This window comes from Psychrobacter sp. JB385, assembly GCF_900163785.1.
GTDB lineage: Bacteria > Pseudomonadota > Gammaproteobacteria > Pseudomonadales > Moraxellaceae > Psychrobacter.
On the sequence record NZ_FUKN01000008.1, the window covers coordinates 53,513 to 75,905 of the forward strand.

Sequence of the window (22,393 nt, forward strand, 5' to 3'; positions counted from 1 at the left end):
TACCCTACTCATCTTTGATTAACCAATCCACCGCCATTTGCCATAACTCTGGCGCTTTGGCATAAGTTTTACTACTAAAGTAACGCATGTGCCCGATGCTATCGACACCAAAATCTTTGGGGTTTAAAAAGCGTTTTTCGACAGGCATTGCCGTAAACACTCGTGTCATGTCATCTATGTTTTTACTATTGGCGATATCATCATCACTAAAGCCAAGCCACAATGCTGGCATGCCAAGCTCATCATAAAAATGCGTGTGTATGCTGTTGCCAAATGCGGTCTTAATATAGCCTGCGCCATTGCACCATTCACGCCATTGTCTCGCCACGTCGCGCGGTAACGGCTCACCCATACCGATTTTGTCCGAAGGCGTGTAGCCTAAAGTTAGATTGGTCAGTGGAATAAAGGCATCCATAAAACCCATGGCTTTGAGCTTGTAAGGCATGGCCATATTTTTGATACGACCTGAAGAACAAGCCACGTTAAAGACGGACGTGATGCATTTATGGTTGGACATCAAGCCAATCAATTGACCACCTGCGCTATGACCAACCAAATGATAAGTCGCGTCAGCAAATTCATCTTGCAATGCATCGAGCACAGCTGGCATGTCATGGCGACCCCAGCTGATGAGTGAGGCATCACATTTTGCCAAATTGATTGACAGTGACTCGCCAATCCCTTCATTATCGAAGGTCAACACGCCAAAGCCATGACTTGCTAGATACGTTGCAAAATTGTGATAAAACTGCCGCTTGATACCCGTTGCAGGGCCGATCATAACGGCTCTTTTTACCTCTGTATTGGGACGATACACTGTCGCTGCTAAGGGTTGATTGCGCTCAGTCATGATGGTTAAGGCATAGGTGTCGATATCAGAACTCGTATTGAGAAGGCTGTTATTCATATGGTTTTTTTGTTCGCTATAAGATGTTGTTCGCTGGCTGTCCATGCTGTACCTCACTGGTTTTTATTGTTTTTAGAGCTAAATTAGCTGTGTTTATCTGACATAATGTATCAACACTCAAATGCTATAGTTACGTCAGGATAAAGCGTTGCTACTGTGTGATCATATCGCTTATGTTAAGATAAATGCTGGTCAGCAAAGCAGCCAAATATGACTTCCAAGTTCTATTGGGTTTATCTTCAAAAAATAATCCATAAAACTTTAAATGAACGCTTATTTTAGACAATAAAAATATGCTTAGACTCTAATAAATACGTAATAATAAGCACATACACTGAATAAAAGACAATCGAGATAAACACTAAGGAAGCAGTATGCAAATGAACATTAACAATGACACTTACGAAGTAATCACTAGCCAAGACATCAATAATATTGAGCAAGCGGTAGATAAATCGGCATTGTCCATGCCATTGGTAGCGGTCTATTGCGGCTCACGTTTGGGTAATAGCGAAGTCTATGAGCAGGCCGCACGCGAGCTTGGTACGGCGTTGGCAGAAAATGGCTTAGGTTTGGTTTACGGTGGCGCTAGTATTGGGCTAATGGGTGCTGTTGCGGATGAAGTCATCCAAAACGGTGCACAAGCGGTTGGGGTCATTCCAACGTTTATGCTCAAGCACGAAATCGCACACGAACAACTGACCCGTCTACATTTGACGGATACCATGCACACCCGTAAGACCATCATGGCAGAGTACGCCGATGCCTTTATTACGTTGCCAGGTGGTCTGGGTACGCTAGAAGAAATCATGGAGATCGCCACATGGCGTCAGTTGTACCAACACGAAAAGCCGATGATTATTCTAAACATCAACGGTTTTTATGATCGCATGATTGAACATCTAAAACATACTACTGAGCAAGGCTTTATGAAGCAAGAAGACCTAGATCGTTTGGTGGTTTGTAACACCATTGATGACGCCATTGATTTACTCAAAACCGTGGTAAAAATAAATGATGACGTAGATACAGAAAAAATGGCGGGTAGCGAAAGCTGATATTTTTGACCAATGCTACAGACAAGGATAAAAAGCATTGTCTGATTGCGGCATAAAAAAATATGAAGTAAAAAAAGGAGTCACTAACCATTGGTTAATGACTCCTTTTTTATGTTTCAAACAAACACTAAGGAGTGCTGGTAGGCGTCTCATCAAGAGAAGAGGCGTCATCCGATGACAAACTATTCAAAGTGGCTTCGCGGATACCATGATTCACATGAGCCATCGCTTGTGGAAACCCACGCTCGCAAGCCAAGGTGCGGGCAACCTTATCAATCGCTAGGCTGTCATTATGTACCAAGTAAGACCATTCATGCGCATAACGATCTCGGTTCACCTGCGTATCGTTATCGATTAAACCAAGGTTCGTCAATTCATCAACGATTTGATCTGCTGCAATCAAGGTTGAGGACGCTTTGACATTTTCGGCACGTGCATAGCGTATGTTTGAGTATAGGCTCACATCAGCCACTCGCAAAGTATCGTCTTCACCAGGGATTTGTTGACCGCCATAAAGTGCATTGCCAACGGTGCGTGCGCTATTGAATGTCGGTACAAACTCAGCCACATAGTCAATGGCTTGCTGGCTACGCGCTTGAAGCGGGGTCTTGTCCCAGCCATCGTCAATGTAATGCACGTATTGCTGAGGCAGCTTAGGCTGGGCACTGTCTTCACTAGATGCGACCAAGCCATCATCGAATAGCGTGATAAATTTACTCATACCATGGATTTGAAAATAACCATCTGGATAAGGGGTTAATTGAGCCATACCCTCTGGCGTACCACGATTGCCGTAGATGATAATTTCTGGTATCTGACCGCCCGTTTCTTTCCAACGGGTAATATAAGAAGATTTGAACTCGACCATGCGTGTTACCTTCACGCCGACCATATCATCGATGACGCCTGTGCGAAAGCCGCAAGCATTGATCAAATAATCCACTTCGATAGAATCTGATGCTTCTGAGTCCGCTGCTTGTTGATCATGTGCGTGTTGGTAGTCGATACGCCATTTGGTGACATGGTGATCAGCATTGGTGCAATTCTCACAATCAACAGGCAAGACTTGCTTGACTTGAGTATTCGTAAAGACATGGGCATGCTCATAATCGTCTAGTGCCAATTGGGCGGAAGCTGCGAGACGAAAAATATTCCAGCCATATTCTTGTACGACAATGAGTGGAAACTTCACTTTATCTAAGTCCAAATATTTTGCAACCGGTATCATCCACTCATCGACCGTACTGGGTATGGCAACTTGTTCGCGTTCAGACAGTGCAATTAGCTGGTCGTGGCTATAGAGTTGATAATAGTTTTCAGGTTCGCCTAAGACTTTATTATTGCTATCTTGAGCAATCAGTTCGCGATACGCATTGGTCAAGATATCGAGACGCGGTAGCAAATCTTCAGGAGACCCTTCATCACGAGTGGGGACAGCAAACACCGTTGGACGGACATCGATGGTATAAGGATAAAGGCGCAAAATATCGATACATTGTTTGAGCAATGCCACGCAGTCTTCATCTGGGATTTCGCGATATAAGTTACCACCTGCATGCAAATGACACATGGGCGGACCATCAATCAGCGATTTGTTTTTTTCAAATAAGTAAGTTTCAAGGCCTAGGGCAGCCAAACGAATGGCAATGGTAGCACCTGCCGTGCCACCACCGAGAATGCCAACGCGTTTTGGCGTTGAGACAGAGTTTTTGGTCAAAGTGTGAGTCATTATCGTTATTATGTCCTTAATAGCATCTACAACAGAGCATGCTTGGTGTCGTCATTAATCTGATGGTTAAGTTGTTCGATTTCTGATTAGGAAGTTACGGCTGATATGTGTGCAAAGCGCGTTGAGTTCAACACGTATATTATAAGTAATGAGTATGTTTTTATAATGAAGTTGCGCTACATTTCTATAAGGATATTCTACAAAAAAATGCCGCCAAAAAGATGGCAAATACGTAAGTAGATACATGAGTTTTGTCAGTGGAGTGCTGTAATCTAGGACAGATTATATCAAGTGACAAAAAGACTAAGTCGCAATAAGACTAAGTAGCAATAAAATAATGCATACGAAAAATCACAGCGTCACTGTTATCTATCTGAAAAGCCTCTAGCCGAAAAATCTGGTATTTAATCGTTTTGTAAAATATATTCATTTTTGTAAGTTTGTATTATGAGAATCATCGCGTTGAAACGCAATATGCTATATTTATGGCGCTTAACGACATTCTAGCCTCATTATTTATTGATGGTCACATCAAACTAAAAAGGCTCGATAAAATTTATTATTAAAATTACAAGGAAGTGGTCATGAAAAATATTATGGTATTATCTGCGTTAACAGGCATATTAGCATTAACAGGGTGTACGACTCTAAAGAGTGCGGTTGGAAATGACATGTCAGGCACACATGAGGTGCAAGCGACTAACAATAATACGGCACCTGTTGCGAGCAAAAATGGCGTCTTGGTCGATGCGACCAATCAAATGACGCTTTATACTTATGATAAAGACAGCATGAACAAATCAGATTGCGGCACAACTTGCCAAGTTTTATGGCCTATCTTTATGGCGCCAAGTAACGCTAAAGCATCGGGTCAATTCGCTGCGTTCAAGCGTGAAGATGGCAAGTATCAATGGGCAATGAACGGTAAACCTTTATACTTCTACGCCAATGATACAAAAGTCGGTGACAAAGATGGTGATGACAAGTTTGATGTTTGGCATGTTATTCCAACGAAATAAAACGCCATAACACTGACCTAAAAAAAGCAGCCCTATTTTAAAGGCTGCTTTTTTTATTGTTAGCGAATGCTATCAATAGACCAATTGATCTTATTTCGCTTTTTTCTCTACCAATTCGCCATCGATTTGGATAGGCACATTGGTAGTGATGCCAGTTGCATAAGCAGTCATACCATAAGCAGCACGATCGATATTACCCGTGGCACGGAAACCTACGACTGGCTCCTTGGTAAGTGGGCTATTGGCAATTTTGTTCAATGTCACATCTAGCGTCAATGGTTTGGTTTGACCAAGCATGGTGAAGTCACCCATGACTTTTGCTTGTTGGGGGTTGATAAAAGTGACTTTGGTAGATTTAAACGTCATGGTTGGGTATTTAGCAACGTTAAAAAACTCATCTGTTTTTAGATGCTTATCGCGCGCATCCCAGTTGGTATCAATGCTATCGGTCGCAATGGTAAAGTTCATACTGGTTTTGTTTGGCGCTTTGATATCGTAATTCACCATGCCTTTGACATCACTAAAGTGTCCCATGGTGGTTGAAAACCCCATATGATCAACAGAGAATCCAACACGAGTGTGTGAGTTGTCTAACTGCCATTGGTTCGGCATTGCTGCACTTGCAAGGCTAGTAGCTGCCAGTACTGAGCTGATTAATAGTGTTTTTGCAGAGTTCTTCATGATAGTCGTGACCATTGAGTTATCCTTATGTGGTTTTGATTGATTAACAGTGTTCATTGATGATGGGTGAGGCTAAATCGTATGTCCTAATAGAATTGCACTATTGTAAAAACTCGCGCTGATAATGTAGCCTTACAATCATCAACATTCATAATATGGCAACTCTATTGTTAACTCAGACTACAATAACAGATTTTATTGGTTATTTCAGCTACATCGACATTATACTCACAAGGGTGGTTTCTCTCAATGCCCTTAACCCTGTGTTGACAACTCAACACATATAATCCTCATAACGGCGACTTGCATCAAACCCCAAAAACCGTTAAAATCGCGGTTTGATTTTCCCGCTGGGGAAAGGCTAAGTGAGCAGTAGCATGGTATTGTGTGCTGGAATAAGCCAGTGACGCAGTTGCCATTCTCATTAATGTCCTTAGTGCCTCAGTTACGTATGCCATTGCTCAGTTTATACCTCAAAAAGAGGGTTAAATAGGCGATACATACATCGGACATAGAGAGTTTATTATGCGTAAAGATATCCATCCTAATTACCAAGAAGTTTTGTTCCATGACACTAACGCTGACGTGTTCTTTTTGACTCGTTCAACCGTTAAGACCAAAGCCACTCGTGAATACGAAGGTACAGAATACCCATACTACCCACTTGATATCTCAAGTGCGTCGCATCCATTCTATACTGGTGAGCAACGTAAAACTTCTACTGAAGGTCGTGTTGCAAGCTTCAACAAACGCTTTGGTGCGTTTGGTGGCCGTAGCAAAAAAGCTGCTGAATAATTCAGACAGATTTGCCACAGCAATGCTTGCCACAAAAAACCGCTGATGATTCAGCGGTTTTTTTTGGTTTTGAGTAAGGATTAATATCTAAGTAAATATCATGACTGATACCTAAGGATTATTCAGCTTCAGAGATGTCCAATAGCGCTAATATTCGCTCTGATACTTGCTGTGCCCAATAACCATACATCAGGCTGCTTGGGTGAAAACCATCACTGGCAAACATTACGGCGATATCGATTGGTGAGCCATTAGAGTGCTCTCTTATCATTCGCGCAAAATCGGTTGCCATATAGTTGACACCATCATGAGCCGCGCACACTTGCTGCAATATTTGATCAAGCATTAAGGCTTTAGCGCCCACAAAGCTATTTAAAGGCGCTGGAATTGCAGGCATGTCTGCCATCGGTGGTAGACTCAGAAAAATCAATTCTCTAACGCCAAATTTGCGTTGGGCAATGGCAATGATGTCTTCAATTTGCTGCTGCCATTTATCAATCGCAACATTAGAAGTCGTATCATTGACGCCTACGCTGAGCAGCATGACATCAACGGGTCTATTGGGCGCGGGTAGGACATAAAGTCTGCGTAAGATATCAAAGCTGGTATGACCAGTCGTGGCTTGCAATGACCAATCAAGCATACTAAAGCTTGAGTAAGTAGAAAGCTGCTGCGTCAGTATAGGAATCAGCTTACCGACCAACGCTTCTTGCTGCGTTTGACTGCCAACACCAGCGGCTGCCGAATCCCCGACGATCATTAGTTTAAGGGTGGATTTGACCTCAGATGCTCGGTCACTAGCAGAAGGATGTAACGAGACGAGTCCGCATCGCTCGCCATCTGGCTCAGGAAGACGAACGGTATCGCGTTTGATTCTGCGACCTTGATGAAAATAAACTGGAGCAAGCAGCACGTCTTTTGCGACCGATGCAATCTTGTGAGTATTTACCATCCAGCACGCTCCCGAATAGTGGTAAGGCTATCATCTATTAATAATTGACCATCAACATAGACATTACGTAATAGGTTGTCAGTCTCATTGGTCAAGTCATCTGCTTTGATAGTTTGCAGAACGTTATTATCACGTTTAATTAAAGCCAAACGTCCTTTTTTCGAGCGTTTAGAGCGGCTCGTGATTGGATCTTTATAAATGTCTTTCCATGTACCATTGATGCAGATAGCGCTAGATTTCATCGCCCAGCTCATCGTATCGCGATTGACTTGTTGCAGTAGACCACCGCCCATGCCGAACGTTACGTTTTCAGCGCTAAAGCCGGCTTTCAGTATCACGTCAATAATCTTGCTCAGGCTTTGCGGGCTGATACCATCGCCTTGGATGATTCGCACATAATCAGGTAGTACCTTGTAGCCTTTACTGTTGGTTGTTGTACCAAACTTAACTGCCAAACGCTCCAACGCTTCACGCACCACTTTAGTTGGCTCACCACTGTCTGGTCTGATAACCAAGGTGCCACCCATGTTTTTTACGTCCTCTTTTAGACTGCCACCCCAAATATTATCAATGGCATTCCACAAGTCATAACTATCAGACACGACAGAAAACGCCTTATCTTTACCGCCAAACTGTTCAATCATATTGGCGAAGGCCGCAGTCTCACCATTACGCCCCCATGCGGTCATGGTGCTGTGCTCAGCCGCAGGAATAGAAAACGCAGGCATGTCTTTACCCATCTGATACCAGCGGCTGGCTGCAACGAGCGCCGTCATTGAATCTGTACCAGAAAAGTTGACTAAATGTGCCAAACTGCCAAGTGCAACGGATTCTTGACTTGACGCGCCGCGCGCCCCAAAGTCATGCAAGCGAAAAGGCAGCGACTCTGTATTGTCTGCTGACTTTTCTAGCGCTTGACGGATAATCTCTTTGCAATAGCGAGAGACACTAGCGACCGTTGATGGATACCAAATCGCGCGCAATAGAGCTGTTTCAATGTAGCTGGGCAACCAATAAAACTCAGGATCAGTATTGATGACTTGGCAGACGACATTAGAGACGGGGACGATGCTGCCTTCTGGTATGGCTTCGATGCGCAATGGTAAGTAGCCGCCATGTTTTTCGACCAAACGCTCCCAACCAGCACGATTAAAAGTCAATCCATGTGCTTGAATGACCATTTCGGCTTCATCAATGTCTTGATGGGTGATAGGGGTACTCAAATATTCTTTGAGAAACGCTTGTAGGCCAAAGAACACCACATCATAGTCGCCTTTACGCGCTTCAATGTAGCTTGACAGATACTCACTGCCACTTGGGTATTGCACCCAATGTGAAGTTTTATAACTGTCGCTATTGAGAATCAAATTGTTTAAATTGCTGGTGTACATCACAGAACTCCTCTGCTTTGAGATGCTGCAACTGCTTTAATAAAAGAGCAGTTGCGGCGTTTAACCGTTGCCGTCTATCGGCATTGGCGTGAAAATTAAAATAAATTATATAACGTAGACTTAAAAGATGATGGATAAACAATACACCAAATAGTCAATCTATAACATCCTACAATCCGACCATCTTAGTAATAATCGCATAGTGGTCTTCAAACATCATCTTGGCATCAAGCTCTGCCAATGGCAGCCAAAAAGCCTTGACTGCATCATCGCCGCCTTTGACTTTTGGTAAGCCCTTTGGATCGTTTTTTAGCTGAAAGTAAAAGGCTTGGGTGATGGTGCGACCACGAGCAGAGCGATACGGATCATCAAAGGTGTGCTGACTGTGGCATGAGCCACGTAAGACAGGCTCAGGTACTTTGAGTCGTGTCTCTTCACGCAGCTCGCGAATACAAGCGTCAAACAAGGTTTCTTTTGGGTTTAAAAATCCGCCCGGCAATGCCCATAGTCCGCGCCCTGGCAGACTGCGGCGCTCAACCAATAAGATGTGCCCTGACTGCACAATCAAAGCATCCGCCGTCATAAAGGTAGGTGGATAAGGCGCAGATTCCCACTGTCTTTTATATTTGTCAATAAAATCTGCTTCTTCGTGCAACTGCTTGTAGTCATCCGTTTTTTTGAACTGATCTAACACATTGCGAGTGGATTCAGGCGTACGCTCAGGCGTGGGTGTGGCTCCCATCAGATAGCTGTCACGAATGGGCGTGGCGGACAAATTGTGATAATTGGGCACAGAAACCGAGTCCCAATTGGGAAATAACGACAGATAATATGATGAGCTGTCTTTTGAATGGCCAATCAAACCAATATCTGTTTGCAAATCACCTGTGACAGATTTGACACCAGCTTGCACGTACTGTAGCCAGCGCGTGTCGTTATAAAGCGCATCGTCTAACCCAACACAATGAATGCGCGCCGCTTCTTCATCAGAGTACGCGTCTTTAATCATTGCAGCACGTTCATCCACGCTAAAGGGATTGCGTAAGCTACGAGGTAAGTTGGCGGAACCAATGAGCATAATAACTTCATCTGAGCGCTTTAAAGCTTCATCGATGACCGCTTTGTGACCACAATGAAATGGCTGAAAACGCCCGATAAAAACCAAATAACGATAGTGTTTATGGTCTTGTGTGTCTGAGTGATGCTGCTCTGATGATGCGCTCATATATGCCAGTTTCCTACAACTTATTTTTTTTGATAAAAAATTAATGACGCTAATATTGACACAGCCTGTGACTTTCTGACAAGTATAAAGATGTTTTATAAGTGCTGACTATTGGCCTGTGTTTTAAATACAGTAAAAGCCCCTCCAAACTATTAGAGAGGCTTTAAGACAAAGTTCATAAAAATGAAACAGGTCTAACGACTAAATGCTAAAGCGACTCAATTTTACTAATACCTTCTTGGCGTATCACTTCTGTCAATCCAGCGTCAGACTCAATACGAGTGATAAAGGCATTGAAGTTCTTATAGCTAGAGAGGTCAAGCTTCATTTTTTTCGCCCATGTCAGTATGACATATAGGTAGATATCGGCTGTGGTCTTAGTGCCTGTCAGATAATCCTGTGTGCCAAGCTGTGTGTTGGGATACTCAAGCAAGCCTACGATTTTTTTCTTCGCGTTGTCTTTTAAATCTGCTTGTGCGGCTTTATCTTTTACGAAGCCATCAGGACCGAACAGTGGTCCAAAGCTTTTATGGACATCTGAATTGATAAAGGCTAACCAGTGCATGATCTCGGCACGTTGGGCGGGCGAGCTAGTAGCACCGAAGATGTTAGCGTCAGGATACTTAGCATCAATATAGGCTTGCACAGCAATATTTTGCGTGACTACGGTATCGCCATCTACGATTGCAGGTACTGAACCCTGCGGGTTAATACGCAGATATTCTTCTGATTTAACCGAATCGTGATCGAGTATTTCTAATTCATAATCTGCTTTTGCCCACTCAAGAGCAACGTGTGGAACCACTGAGCACGCGCCTGGCATAATATATAACTTCATAAAATATCCTTTTAGGTTTATTCTTTTGGATTTATCGTTTTGTGGAATTTAGTCTAAGCAACTGAGCCATATAACTCAGTTATATTATGTGAGTTTAGTTTTAAGAGATGTAGCGTTACCTTATCCTTGATAATCTATCTGATGGCCTTAATATAAGCAGTAACAGATACTGTGTGAATACATAAAGATTTTTACGCCGTATTATTGGCTTTGTTTATACTTTTGATGTCACCATTAAAAAAACCAATAGTGACTATTAATGACGGTCATGGCTCAATTCGCAGTAGCGTGGTCGGAATTGTTGCATAAGTGCGGTATAATAGTGGTTACAAATTTATCAACATGTTGTAAAAACAACAGTCAACGCTTTAACATGATAAACCATGTTCATTGACAATTTACACAGACATTACTCATCCAAATTAAAGACATAATCCCTTTCACGACACAGTAGCCATGATAAAAATAGCGCTTGTGTCATAACGCGTAGGACATATTATGAGTGAGCAAACCCAAGCTGATAGCCAATTAGACCAATCAGTTGACTATGAGTCAGCATTAGACACCGAGCAAGTGGAAGCAAAAAGCAATATTACCATCACTGAATCTGCTCAAGGATATCTAGCAGAGTTGCTGGCTAAGCAAGATACCGATGGTATCGGTGTGCGTATTTTTGTTGAGCATCCAGGCACGCCGCGCGCAGAATGCTGTATGGCTTATAACCAGCCTGGCGAAGAAGACAGTGCTGATTTAAAATTCAGCTATGAGAACTTCTCTGCGTTTATTGAGGCGGCTTCAGTCCCTTACCTAGAAGATGCCGTGATCGATTATAATAAAGACCGTTTCGGTGGTCAGCTGACCTTCCGCGCGCCAAACTCTAAAGTACCTAAAGTGGGTGCTGATGCCAGCATCGAAGAACGTATCAACTACGTCTTACAGTCAGAGATCAATCCTGGCTTAGCGGCGCATGGTGGCGATGTACAGCTGCTTGAGCTGATTGACGAAGAAGGCATTGGCCTGACTGCTGTGTTGAAGTTCGGTGGTGGTTGCCAAGGGTGTTCAGCCGTTGATATGACATTGCGCCAAGGCGTTGAAGTACAGCTCAAACAGCAAATACCAGAATTGACGCAAGTGATTGATGACACGGATCATACGCGTACAGAAAATGCTTATTACAAATAAAAGCAAAGTGATGGTAAAGAGAAGTGGCAGCAATATATTTACTCACGAGTTATCATATCTTTTGTGATTGATGAGTGATTGTCGTTCAGTATTGAGTCAGCCTTCTTTTCCATTCTAAACAAAAAAGCCCATATCAATTTGATGTGGGCTTTTTTTATGTAAGATTAAGAACGCGTGTCGCGATTTTAAGCAGACAGCACGCGTTGAGCAATATCTTTGTAATCTTGTGAGGCTAAGCGTGGCCCAAATTGCTGAATGATTTGTGCGGAGACTTCGCTGGCAAGGCGTCCACATTCTGGCAAGGTATAGTGCTGAGACAGAGCATACAAGAAGGTGCCCGCATAATTGTCACCCGCGCCATTGGTATCAATCACATTGGCGACCACAGGCGTCGCAACTTCATAGATCTCAATCTCTGACTCAGTATCAGGCTTATGGGCGATGACGGCCCCATTGGCACCATCAGTAACCACCGCCGTTTGGCAATGATCGAGTAGGGCGCGTGCTGCTGCTTTAAGCTGCTTTTTGTCCGTGAATAATCTGGCCTCTTCGCTATTACAAAATATCACCGCTACTTTGTTGCCAAGTATATTGAGCAAACCGTCTTTGGCGAACTTTACGACCGCAGGGTCTGCAAAGCTCACAGCGATCTTTGTGCCATGAATGCCTGCTTGTTGACGTAATTGCGTCATTGCAGGTTGAATACTTTCAGACATGGCTAGATAGCCCTCTATGTATAACCAGTCGGCTTGTGTCAGCGCATCAAAATCGACATTATCAGCTGTGATATCACTTGACGTACCAAGGTAGGTTTGCATGGTGCGCTCCCCATCTTCGGTCACGGCCACCACACAAGAGCCTGTCACACCGCCGTCATGAATAGACTTATCTGAGGTAGCAACGCCAGCCTCGTGCAAATCTCTGAGGTAAAACGCGCCTTGATCGTCATCACCAACGCGGCACGCATAAAAAGGTTTGCCACCAAGACTGGCAAAAGCATACATGGTATTGGCAGCGGAACCGCCACCTGCTTGTTTTGAGGGGATAATTTCAGAAAGCTTGAAATAGGCAAGCAGTTGCTGCTGCTCTTCAAAACCTGCCAGCGTCATATTGCCTTTTGTTAAATCAATCTCTTCTAATGCTGCATCTGATATCAAATATTCGTGGTCAACCAAAGCATTTCCTATTGCCATTACATCGTACATTGCTTACCCCTTTTCAATGAATTTATACATCCCATTTTTACATTTTATTGTGAGCAGTGTGGTGCGTCACCGTGCTAGGCTTGGATTTCAAGCAGACGTTGATACAGCGCATTTTTTTTGACACCTGTAATGTCAGCCGCCAATGCTGCCGCCTTTTTAACCGACAAGTCTTCTAATAAGCGCCCTAATAACTTGTCATGAGCACTAATATCATCGGTATCTTGCGCGACATTTACGCCTGCCACGACGACGACGATTTCACCGCGTTGTTGATTGTCATCCGCTTTTACAAACTCGACCAAGTCCCCAAGTGTACTTTTACGAACCGTCTCAAACGTCTTAGTCAATTCACGGCAAAAAGTCACCTCACGCTCTGCCCCAAATACCGTCTTCATGTCTTCTAAACTGGCAATGATGCGATGCGGTGCCTCATAAAATATCAAGGTTTCGGTACGGGTTTGCAGCGCTGTTAACTGTTTTTGGCGACCATGTGTTTTTGCAGGCAAAAAACCAATGAAGCTAAATCGATCTGACGGTAGACCTGCCACCGACAATGCGGCAATCGCAGCAGAAGCGCCAACAATCGGTGATACTATCACCTTGGCCGCGTGCGCTGCTTGTACCAATTGATAACCTGGATCACTGACCAATGGCGTGCCTGCATCGCTGATCAGGGCAACTGAATGACCTTGCTGGATCATTTCAATGATTTTAGGGGTTTGAATGGCGCTATTGTGTTCATGATAGGCCCACAGCTTGTGGTGACCTTTTTGTTTTACGCCAGTATCAGCGTCGGCATCAGGATTCACTGACTCTGTATCGTCCGTTTTACTGCCTCGGGTATCAATACCAAAATGTGACAAGAGCTTACCTGACGTGCGGGTGTCTTCGCAGGCAATAATAGCCACTTGTTTTAAGATATCGATTGCATGTGGTGTCATGTCAGTCAGATTACCAATTGGCGTGGCAACAATATAGAGACAAGCTGGCATCGCAGTAAGGGTAGACATGAAAACCTCGAATGATTAAAAAATATTAAAAATGGTAGGCACCGTCGAACCTATAGTCAGCATGGGCTATTTATCTCAATCAAATGATAAATGAGCAAGTCATATCACAGTCATGGCTAACGTAAACAGAAACAGATGGCGCAAAAGTGGTTAGTTTAGCATGTTGTGCTATGATAATTCTGAAATGTTCATTAGACCCACAACCATTATGGCAAATCACAAATCCTCTTGTAGCCCCTTGATTTTAACCTCACCAAAACAGCGTCAAGGCGGTCAGTTTGAGCAGCAAGCATGTGCTTTTTTGCAGGCGCAAGGTCTGTGCTTGATTGTCCAAAACTGGCAACAACCAAAAGTGGGAGAGTTAGACTTGGTGATGCTTGAGACAGGGCCTGCATGGTCGACTGTGGTATTTGTTGAGGTGCGACAGCGCAAGCGTTCAGGCTTTGGAGATGCTGCTCTCAGTATTACTGCAAGCAAACAGCGCAAAGTGATCAAAACGGCCAAATATTTTTTGCAGCAGCACCCTGAGTATGCACAGTATGACTGCCGGTTTGATGTGATTGCTTATGATACATCGAATAAAACTCAGTCAAAAGGGCAGCTGGTGGACGAGCAACCAGAGTGGTTGCAAGGCGCTTTTGTTGCAAATGCATGGTGATAAGGGCGCATAATCTCTTTTTAAGAAGACCGAATTGAGTCTGACTGTCAGTCACCGTTACTAAAAACCTAACCGTCATGCATAAAAATTCAGTAAAGTAGCGGAGTTAACGAGATAAGTGAACGGACTTTCTACCATTTTTACAAACCTGCTCTAAGAGGTAAATCATGAGACGGATGCATTTGCGCCCTGCTATTTTTGGTTCATCACGTCGTACTGCGATAGGCGTTATGCTAGTGGCTACTGTGATTAGTACTGGCTGTACCACCAACTATCTGACCAACAGTACCGAAGGTACGTATGGCGTACCAATGACGGAGCGTACCATACCGCAGCGTCTGCTAGATCGTAGTATCGAACATACGGTCAAAATCAACGTGTATGGTCTAAAAGAAGACCTACAGCAAACCAGTCGCATGGGCATTGATAGCTTCAACAGTGAGGTGTTGTTAACAGGTGAAGTGCCCACCCAAGCAATCAAAGAAGAAGTAGAAAAAGTCGTCAGCTCAATGCCAGATGTGCGCCGTGTTTATAATGAGTTGGACGTTAGCGCCTCAAAAGGCTATAGCTCAACAGTCCACGATGGTTATATCACCTCAAAATTGATGGCAAAAGTGGCCTCAAGCGATGGTGTGAAAGCCTCCCAAGTGAAAGCAGTCACCAACGCTGGCGTGGTTTATGTCATGGGGCGTGTGACACCCACTCAGCAAAGCCACTTGATTGATATTGCCAATAGCACGGTTGGTGTGACAGAGTTGGTGCTATTGACCACGGTCGTGGATGACAGAGGGGTCAAGATAAGCGAAGACGACATTATGTATGAAGACAATCTGGCCAATCCTGCGCCAGTGGCCCAGAGGACGGCAGTATCGAATGTAGACAGTAATGCCGTACCAGAAACCACCAGCACCGCCACGCCAATCATTGTTACAGAGGACGGGGCGAGAGTCGATCAGTCATCAAGCGAATATATTGATCTTTATCAGAATCCATAAAAGGCAGTCGCTGGTAAAAACGGGTTATTGATAAGACCGTCATAGAGCCAGAATTATTGGTCATGACGGTTTTTTGATTTATTGACATCTCATTTGTTATTAGGTGGTTTGTCACTGCATTATTTGCTATCAGCTTTAAAGCACTATTGTTGTTGAGAGATTTTTAAATCAGCGTTATCAATCTTTTACTGACAATAAGCCTAAACACGGATAACAGTAAAAGCACGATAAAACGTCAGTCAGACCGTAAGATATGTAGGGTAAAAGTAGAGTAGATGGTCTGAATCCAATAGAACAAAATAATAGGCGCCCATCGCTCTGCTAATCATCAGTTACACACATATAATAGGAATACTGGCTATGAATGGCTCGAATAAAATCATCTCAGGCACCAAAGCACGTACACTCACAAAGGCTGGCGTGACAGCTGCACTCGCCATAGGCGGCGTTGTGTTAGCAACGCAGCAGGCACAAGCTCTATCAGCACTTGCTGTTGTCAACGGTATCACAGCCAATGGTGGTGTTGGGGTGAGTAAAGATATCTTGTATGGCGATGAACCTCTACAAGATTTGGATATTTATTATCCAAAACCGTTGACGCAAGCGATGAAAGCAGAAAGCGCAATCACACAGACTTATCCAATGGTGGTGTTTGTCCATGGTGGCTCATGGGAGAATGGTAGCAAAGAAGAGTATGCGTTTGTCGGCCAGAGTTTGGCGCAAGCAGGTTATGTCACTGCGGTCATCAATTACCGTAAAGCGCCTGAGCATGTATATCCCGACTATGTCAAAGATACTGCTCAAGCAATTGCGTGGAGCCATAACAATGCCAATAGCCTTCATGCAGATCCTGAACGGATGGCAGTGATAGGACATTCAGCAGGCGCGTTCAATGCGGTTGCCGCCATTGCCAATGAGGATTTTTTAGCACCATATGGCATGAAGCCCACAGATATTAGCGCGGTGATTGGTATTGCTGGTCCTTATAGCTACGACTTCCGTAAATTCGATAGTGCCACCGCCTTTGGCCCTAATGCGACGCCCGATCAGGTAATGCCAGATCGTCAAATCAAAGGTAAGCAGCCACCGTATTTGTTACTAACAGCTGAAAAAGACAAAATTGTTTACGATACTAATGCGATTAAAATGACAGAAGCGCTAAAAGCAGCTGGTGTCACAGTCGACAATGGCGTCATCAAAGGGGCGAGTCATGCCACCAGTATCGGTGCGATGGCGCCGCCATTACGCTGGGTTAATGATGTGCGAGCGCAGGTCTTGACCTATTTGAATAAGACGCTGCAATAGTCAGTGCCTATCAGGTGGCTTATCCAAATGCCCCTAACAGAAATTTTGCTGCTCTTACCTGTGACTGTTAATACCTATATCCTTGCACAAGACAGTACTGTAAGATGCGCAAACTCTTGTTATAATAGCGACTATTTTAAATCTACACTCTATTCTAATTTAAGGCAGAATATTCTATGAGCATGAACGCTGACGATCTGATTGCATTTTTACAAACTCATTTCCCAGACGCTTTTATTCAAGCTGCCAACCAAGGTAATAAGTTTGATGTACGCGTGGTTGATGCAAGCTTTGAAGGCAAACGTACCGTACAGCGTCAGCAAGCGGTCTATGCGTTGGTCAACAACAAAATTGCGAGTGGCGATATTCACGCACTCAATATTCAAGCATTAACGCCTACAGAGTGGGATGTTCAATCAAAAGGCTAAATTGCCACTTATCGTTTCAAACTTTTTAGATCAGCTATTTAAGTAGTTGGTTTTGAAGGGTTTGTTTTTTATTATTTTTTACACTCATCGCTAGGTTGTCACTTCTATGGATCAATTTTTAATCACTGGTAGTAGTCGTATCGCAGGGGAAGTTACTATTTCAGGTGCCAAAAATGCTGCATTGCCATTGCTTGCAGCCATGATATTGGCCGAAACCCCAACGACATTACATAATGTACCATCACTACAAGATGTGCGAACGTTGATTGAATTGATTGGCGGTATGGGGATTGATATCCAAAAACAAGGCGATACCGTCACTTGTGACACCAAGAACATCGATAATTTCTATGCGCCGTATGACTTGGTCAAAACCATGCGTGCCTCAATTTTAGTGTTGGGGCCATTGCTGGCGCGTTTTGGTGAAGCAGAAGTGTCGCTACCAGGTGGTTGTGCGATTGGCTCGCGCCCTGTTGATCAGCATCTAAAAGCATTTGAGGCCATGGGCGCTGAGATTAGCGTAGAAAATGGTTATGTAAAAGCACAAGCGCCAAAAGGTGGTAAGCTGATTGGCTGCCACTTCTCATTCGATATGGTGACGGTCGGTGGTACCGAAAACGTCATCATGGCAGCAGCATTGGCTAAAGGCACGACAGTTTTAGCTAACTGTGCTCTTGAGCCGGAAGTAGTCGACTTAGCCAATATGCTGGTTGCGATGGGCGCCAAAATCAGCGGCATCGGTACTTCGACCATGACCATTGAAGGAGTAGAACGCCTACACGGTTGTGAGTATTCTGTAGTACCAGATCGTATAGAGACAGGTTCATATCTCGCTGGTGCCTTGATGACTCAAGGTGATGTATTGACCAAAAAGACCACAGCATCTTTATTGTATCCAGTACTTGAGAAGTTTGAAGCAATGGGTGCAGTGATTACCACGGGTGATGACTGGATTCGCGCGCAGATGACAGGACGTCCAAAGCCAGTAGATATTCGTACTCAGCCACATCCAGGTTTTCCAACGGATATGCAAGCGCAGCTAATGGCAATTTGCTGTTTAGCTGATGGCACCAGTACCATTATCGAAAACATCTTTGAAAATCGCTATATGCATGTTCCTGAGCTTAACCGTCTGGGTGCGTCTATCCAAGTTGATGGGCATACGGCAGTGATCAGAGGGGTTGAGAACTTTACCGCAGCGCCTGTTATGGCAACCGATTTACGCGCATCGATGTCATTGGTTATGGCAGCAGCGACGGCTGAAGGTGATAGCTTAATCGACCGCATCTATCACATTGATCGTGGTTATGAAGATGTTGAAAACAAACTGCGTGGTCTTGGTGTGAACATCAAGCGTATCAACACTAACGATTGATCGTTATAAGTCGATTAGGCAGTTGAACGCTATTGCCACTTTATATTTTTATCATTAAAAACTAGCAGTCCTCGGTCAGCGGGGACAATCACTATATATGGACGCAATGCCATTATGACTGAAGCAACAAAACCCATACCTGCCAGTGGTTTATTAAACGAAGTAAATGATACGTTTTCAGGATTAACGTTGGCTTTATCTAAAGGTCGTATTTTAGAAGAGACGATGCCACTGCTACGCGCAGCTGGCGTTGACTTGCTAGAAGATCCTGAGGCCTCGCGCAAACTTATCTTTCCAACCTCGAACCCCAATGTGCGTGTATTGATTTTACGTGCAAGTGATGTACCCACTTATGTGGAGCATGGTGCAGCTGATTTCGGCGTCGCGGGTAAAGATGTCTTGTTAGAACACGGTGCCAATCATGTTTATGAGTTATTAGATTTGAAAATTGCTCAATGTAAGCTGATGACCGCGGGTGTCAAAGATGCGCCACTGCCCAACCGTCGTTTGCGTATTGCCACCAAATACGTCAATGTGGCACGTGCGTATTTCGCAAGTCAAGGTCAGCAGGTAGATGTGATCAAACTTTATGGCTCGATGGAGCTTGCACCATTGGTTGGCCTAGGTGATTTGATTGTCGATGTGGTTGACACTGGCAATACGTTGCGCGCGAATGGTCTTGAAGCCCGTGACCATATTTGCGATGTCTCTTCACGCCTGATCGTCAATCAAGTCAGCTATAAGCGTAAATTTGCATTGCTTGAGCCAATTTTAGATAGCTTTAAAAACAGTATTGCGAGCGCTTCATGAGTCAGTGTTAACCATTTATAATACAAAGCGTTGTTATACAAATTTTTAAACCAGCTTGGCGTTCTATGGTAAACATAGCGTGCTAAACTGGTTTTGTTGTATTTACTTGCCTGAAAATAAAAGCTCAGTATAATCAGAGTCAGATCATCATAAATACATGGGTGTATTGCCCTTATTTTTTCTAAATTAATTTCTATTTTTTTCTGAAGTTTCATTTTTTATAGTCATATAATAGGCTTAACCACAGGATTCAGTCATGCGCCAACTCAGTACTCAAGATGCCGATTTTGACAGTCAATTGACACAACTGCTTGCTTTTGAAACGGTCAATGATGCCGATTTATTAAAGACCGTTGACGATATCATTGCACAAGTGCGTCACGAGGGAGACAGCGTACTATTGGCATTGACTCAGCAGTTTGATCAGCATCCAGCAACAAGTATGCAAGAGTTGGAGCTGTCCAAAGAGTCACTGGCTGAGGCTTTTGCCAATCTTGATGATGAAGTCAAAACAGCATTGATAACGGCGGCCACGAGAGTACAGAGGTTTCATGAACGCCAAGTACAAGAGACTTGGCAATATGAGGACGAGCTGGGTAATCGATTGGGTCAAAAAGTCACGCCCCTTGATCGCGTCGGTATTTATGTACCGGGTGGTCTAGCGTCTTATCCGTCATCAGTACTGATGAACGCTATCCCGGCCAAAGTGGCTGGCGTTAATGAGGTTATCATGGTTGTGCCTGCGCCCAAAGGCGTGCTTAACCCATTGGTATTGGCAGCTGCTCATTTGGCACAAGTAGATCGCGTCTTTACCATTGGCGGCGCACAGGCAGTTGCCGCATTAGCCTATGGTACAGAGATGATTCCAGCCGTGGACAAAATCACAGGGCCTGGTAACAAGTACGTTGCAGCAGCCAAGCGAGCAGTATTTGGTCAGGTCGGTATCGATATGATTGCAGGGCCATCTGAAGTGTTGGTGTATGCAGAGGGCGAGACGCAAGATCGCGCTGATTGGCTAGCCATGGACTTGTTGTCGCAAGCTGAACATGACCGCATTGCGCAAGCCATCTTTGTCACAACCAGCGAAGCACAGTTAAAAGCAGTCGCAACCGAGATAGAAAAAGCATTGGCCGAATTGCCGAAAGCCGATATCGCGCGTGATTCGCTACAAAACCGCGGTGCACTAATTTTGGTGAAAGATCGGGCAGAGGGTATGGCACTCATTAATCGTATCGCGCCTGAGCATTTGGAGTTGTCTGTTGATGAGCCTGATGCGCTGCTTGGCGATATTCGCCATGCAGGTGCTATCTTCATGGGTCGTCATACACCAGAGGCGATTGGCGATTATTGCGCAGGGCCGAACCATGTGCTCCCAACCTCAGGCACCGCGCGTTTTTCATCTCCTTTAGGGGTTTATGATTTTCAGAAAAAATCTTCTCTCATTTATTGTAGTGAAGCGGGTAGTAAGCCGTTAGCGAAGACAGCAGATATTTTGGCCCAGCGCGAAGACTTGGAAGCCCATGCTCGCTCGGCTCGTTATCGTGCTTCATAATATAAACTAAGCATTTTGAAAGTTACTTTTGATATTGATATTTAATGGTTTTTGGGGCGAATAGTAGGATACCTTATGAGTGAGTTAAAAATAGACACCAGACTTTGGTCATCTAAAGCACGTAACTTGTCACCTTATGTTCCAGGTGAGCAGCCAAAACATGACAATTTATGCAAATTAAACACCAATGAAAACCCGTTTCCGCCCTCGCCAAAAGTAGGGGAGGCAATCGCCAAAGTCTTAGAGCAGCAGGCAAGCGATCTGCGTTTATATCCAGCGCCTGAGTCTGATGACCTACGTGGTGCTTTAGCAAAAATATATGATTTGGATACTAGCCAAGTGTTCGTTGGCAATGGCTCTGATGAGGTACTGGCCTTAGTATTTGCCAGCTTTTTCTTAAAGGAACGGCCTTTATTAGCGCCTGATATCAGCTATAGCTTTTATCCTGTATATGCGCAGACCTTTGGTGTGCATCTCGTAAAAATTCCATTGGAAGAAGACTTTAGTATTGACCCTGATGCGTATCGTCAACCCTGTAGTGGTATCATCATTGCCAATCCGAATGCACCAACAGGTCTACTACTATCGCTTGCCGATATCCGTAAGCTTGCTAGCGAGCATACAAATGCTGTGATCGTGATTGATGAAGCTTATATTGATTTTGCTATGACAAAAGAGGGTGATAAAGAGACTCAAGTATCAGCCGTGAGTCTCATTAATGAGTATGACAATATTCTTGTGACCCAAACTTTTTCAAAGTCACGGTCACTTGCAGGCTTACGCGTAGGCATGGCCTTTGGTAGTGCGTCATTGATTGAAGCGCTGACGCGTATGAAAAATAGTTTTAATAGCTTCCCACTAGATAAGTTGGCGCAAGCGGGCGCGACTGCCAGTGTGTTGGATACCGATTATTTTGAACAAATGCGTGAGCAAGTCATCGATTTACGTCAGTCTTTAACGGCTGAATTAACGACACTAGATTATAATGTGCTGCCATCTCATGCCAATTTTGTTTTTGCTCGTCCTAAAGAGGGCAATGCCAGTGCGGTGGCCAGTGCTTTGCGTGAGCAAGGCATTATTGTTCGTCATTTTAATAAACCTCGTATTAACGAGTATTTGCGTATTACGGTTGGTACGGCTGAACAAAATCAGCGTTTGATCACCGCTTTAAAAGCATTAGAAGCGAATGCTGAGGTCGCTACTATTTAATATTTGGTCTGATAATTCATAGTCTAATAACGATGTGCTGCTAATTATTACCAGTTATAGAGCCTGCCA

21 protein-coding genes are annotated in these 22,393 nt (G+C 44.1%); 12 read left to right on the forward strand and 9 right to left on the reverse strand.

The features are described from left to right. Positions 1 to 4 precede the first annotated feature (4 nt). Entirely contained in the window at positions 5 to 952 is a 948-nt protein-coding gene (locus CZ794_RS03965; RefSeq protein WP_256958857.1) for an alpha/beta fold hydrolase, read from the reverse strand. Between the two features lie 329 nt (positions 953 to 1,281). Between CZ794_RS03965 and CZ794_RS03970 the strand changes: the two genes are divergently transcribed. Beyond that, positions 1,282 to 1,965 carry a TIGR00730 family Rossman fold protein gene (locus CZ794_RS03970; protein ID WP_087040339.1) on the forward strand — a complete coding sequence of 228 codons (684 nt, stop codon included), beginning with the start codon at positions 1,282 to 1,284 and terminating at the stop codon, positions 1,963 to 1,965. A gap of 127 nt (positions 1,966 to 2,092) precedes the next feature. Here the strand turns inward: CZ794_RS03970 and CZ794_RS03975 are convergent, their stop codons facing one another. Next, positions 2,093 to 3,694: an FAD-dependent oxidoreductase gene (locus CZ794_RS03975; protein WP_087040340.1), complete on the reverse strand. Its 1,602-nt coding sequence runs from the start codon at positions 3,692 to 3,694 to the stop codon at positions 2,093 to 2,095. 584 nt (positions 3,695 to 4,278) lie between these two features. Between CZ794_RS03975 and CZ794_RS03980 the strand changes: the two genes are divergently transcribed. Next, complete coding sequence (locus CZ794_RS03980) at positions 4,279 to 4,713, forward strand: hypothetical protein (RefSeq protein ID WP_087040341.1); 435 nt, start codon at positions 4,279 to 4,281, stop codon at positions 4,711 to 4,713. A 90-nt stretch (positions 4,714 to 4,803) separates the two neighbouring features. Here CZ794_RS03980 and CZ794_RS03985 read toward each other — a convergent pair whose 3' ends face one another. Next, complete coding sequence (locus tag CZ794_RS03985) at positions 4,804 to 5,409, reverse strand: YceI family protein (protein ID WP_087040342.1); 606 nt, start codon at positions 5,407 to 5,409, stop codon at positions 4,804 to 4,806. 510 nt (positions 5,410 to 5,919) lie between these two features. On the opposite strand from CZ794_RS03985, the gene CZ794_RS03990 reads away from it, so the two are divergent. Then, complete coding sequence (locus tag CZ794_RS03990) at positions 5,920 to 6,189, forward strand: type B 50S ribosomal protein L31 (protein ID WP_062845530.1); 270 nt, start codon at positions 5,920 to 5,922, stop codon at positions 6,187 to 6,189. 118 nt (positions 6,190 to 6,307) lie between these two features. Here the strand turns inward: CZ794_RS03990 and CZ794_RS03995 are convergent, their stop codons facing one another. From CZ794_RS03995 to CZ794_RS04010, 4 genes are all read right to left on the reverse strand, one after another. Next, a complete protein-coding gene (locus tag CZ794_RS03995; RefSeq protein WP_087040344.1) occupies positions 6,308 to 7,141 on the reverse strand; it encodes an SGNH/GDSL hydrolase family protein in 834 nt (277 codons plus the stop codon). After that, positions 7,135 to 8,532, reverse strand: a complete 1,398-nt coding sequence (locus tag CZ794_RS04000) for a nicotinate phosphoribosyltransferase (RefSeq protein ID WP_087040345.1) — start codon at positions 8,530 to 8,532, stop codon at positions 7,135 to 7,137. Before CZ794_RS04000 ends, CZ794_RS03995 begins: the two co-directional genes overlap by 7 nt. Before the next feature lie 169 nt (positions 8,533 to 8,701). Continuing rightward, positions 8,702 to 9,757, reverse strand: a complete 1,056-nt coding sequence (locus CZ794_RS04005; protein WP_087040347.1) for a bifunctional nicotinamide-nucleotide adenylyltransferase/Nudix hydroxylase — start codon at positions 9,755 to 9,757, stop codon at positions 8,702 to 8,704. Between the two features lie 208 nt (positions 9,758 to 9,965). Then, a complete protein-coding gene (locus tag CZ794_RS04010) occupies positions 9,966 to 10,595 on the reverse strand; it encodes a glutathione S-transferase family protein (protein WP_087040348.1) in 630 nt (209 codons plus the stop codon). A 498-nt stretch (positions 10,596 to 11,093) separates the two neighbouring features. On the opposite strand from CZ794_RS04010, the gene nfuA reads away from it, so the two are divergent. Further along, a complete protein-coding gene (nfuA, locus tag CZ794_RS04015) occupies positions 11,094 to 11,777 on the forward strand; it encodes a Fe-S biogenesis protein NfuA (RefSeq protein ID WP_087040350.1) in 684 nt (227 codons plus the stop codon). Positions 11,778 to 11,962: 185 nt separating this feature from the next. On the opposite strand, the gene CZ794_RS04020 is transcribed toward nfuA, so the two are convergent. Both CZ794_RS04020 and rsmI read right to left on the reverse strand, forming a co-directional pair. Beyond that, positions 11,963 to 12,982 (reverse strand): adenosine kinase, encoded by a 1,020-nt coding sequence (locus tag CZ794_RS04020; protein WP_087040351.1) that lies wholly within the window; start codon positions 12,980 to 12,982, stop codon positions 11,963 to 11,965. Between the two features lie 74 nt (positions 12,983 to 13,056). Continuing rightward, positions 13,057 to 13,992 carry a 16S rRNA (cytidine(1402)-2'-O)-methyltransferase gene (gene rsmI, locus CZ794_RS04025; RefSeq protein WP_087040353.1) on the reverse strand — a complete coding sequence of 312 codons (936 nt, stop codon included), beginning with the start codon at positions 13,990 to 13,992 and terminating at the stop codon, positions 13,057 to 13,059. Positions 13,993 to 14,152: 160 nt separating this feature from the next. Between rsmI and CZ794_RS04030 the strand changes: the two genes are divergently transcribed. The 8 genes from CZ794_RS04030 to hisC all read left to right on the forward strand — a co-directional run bounded on the left by CZ794_RS04030 (position 14,153) and on the right by hisC (position 22,324). Continuing rightward, positions 14,153 to 14,650 carry a YraN family protein gene (locus tag CZ794_RS04030; RefSeq protein ID WP_087040354.1) on the forward strand — a complete coding sequence of 166 codons (498 nt, stop codon included), beginning with the start codon at positions 14,153 to 14,155 and terminating at the stop codon, positions 14,648 to 14,650. A 167-nt stretch (positions 14,651 to 14,817) separates the two neighbouring features. Next, positions 14,818 to 15,645, forward strand: a complete 828-nt coding sequence (locus tag CZ794_RS04035) for a BON domain-containing protein (protein WP_087040355.1) — start codon at positions 14,818 to 14,820, stop codon at positions 15,643 to 15,645. Between the two features lie 360 nt (positions 15,646 to 16,005). Further along, positions 16,006 to 16,950: an alpha/beta hydrolase gene (locus CZ794_RS04040; RefSeq protein ID WP_087040357.1), complete on the forward strand. Its 945-nt coding sequence runs from the start codon at positions 16,006 to 16,008 to the stop codon at positions 16,948 to 16,950. A 176-nt stretch (positions 16,951 to 17,126) separates the two neighbouring features. After that, complete coding sequence (locus CZ794_RS04045) at positions 17,127 to 17,378, forward strand: BolA family protein (RefSeq protein ID WP_087040358.1); 252 nt, start codon at positions 17,127 to 17,129, stop codon at positions 17,376 to 17,378. Positions 17,379 to 17,484: 106 nt separating this feature from the next. Beyond that, the gene (gene murA, locus CZ794_RS04050) at positions 17,485 to 18,753 is read left to right on the forward strand and encodes a UDP-N-acetylglucosamine 1-carboxyvinyltransferase (protein WP_087040359.1); all 1,269 of its coding nucleotides are present in this window, start codon (positions 17,485 to 17,487) and stop codon (positions 18,751 to 18,753) included. Positions 18,754 to 18,867: 114 nt separating this feature from the next. Then, positions 18,868 to 19,563 (forward strand): ATP phosphoribosyltransferase, encoded by a 696-nt coding sequence (gene hisG, locus CZ794_RS04055; protein WP_087040360.1) that lies wholly within the window; start codon positions 18,868 to 18,870, stop codon positions 19,561 to 19,563. 256 nt (positions 19,564 to 19,819) lie between these two features. Then, positions 19,820 to 21,115, forward strand: a complete 1,296-nt coding sequence (gene hisD / locus CZ794_RS04060; RefSeq protein WP_087040363.1) for a histidinol dehydrogenase — start codon at positions 19,820 to 19,822, stop codon at positions 21,113 to 21,115. Between the two features lie 75 nt (positions 21,116 to 21,190). Next, positions 21,191 to 22,324 carry a histidinol-phosphate transaminase gene (gene hisC / locus CZ794_RS04065; protein WP_087040364.1) on the forward strand — a complete coding sequence of 378 codons (1,134 nt, stop codon included), beginning with the start codon at positions 21,191 to 21,193 and terminating at the stop codon, positions 22,322 to 22,324. Positions 22,325 to 22,393: the final 69 nt, after the last annotated feature.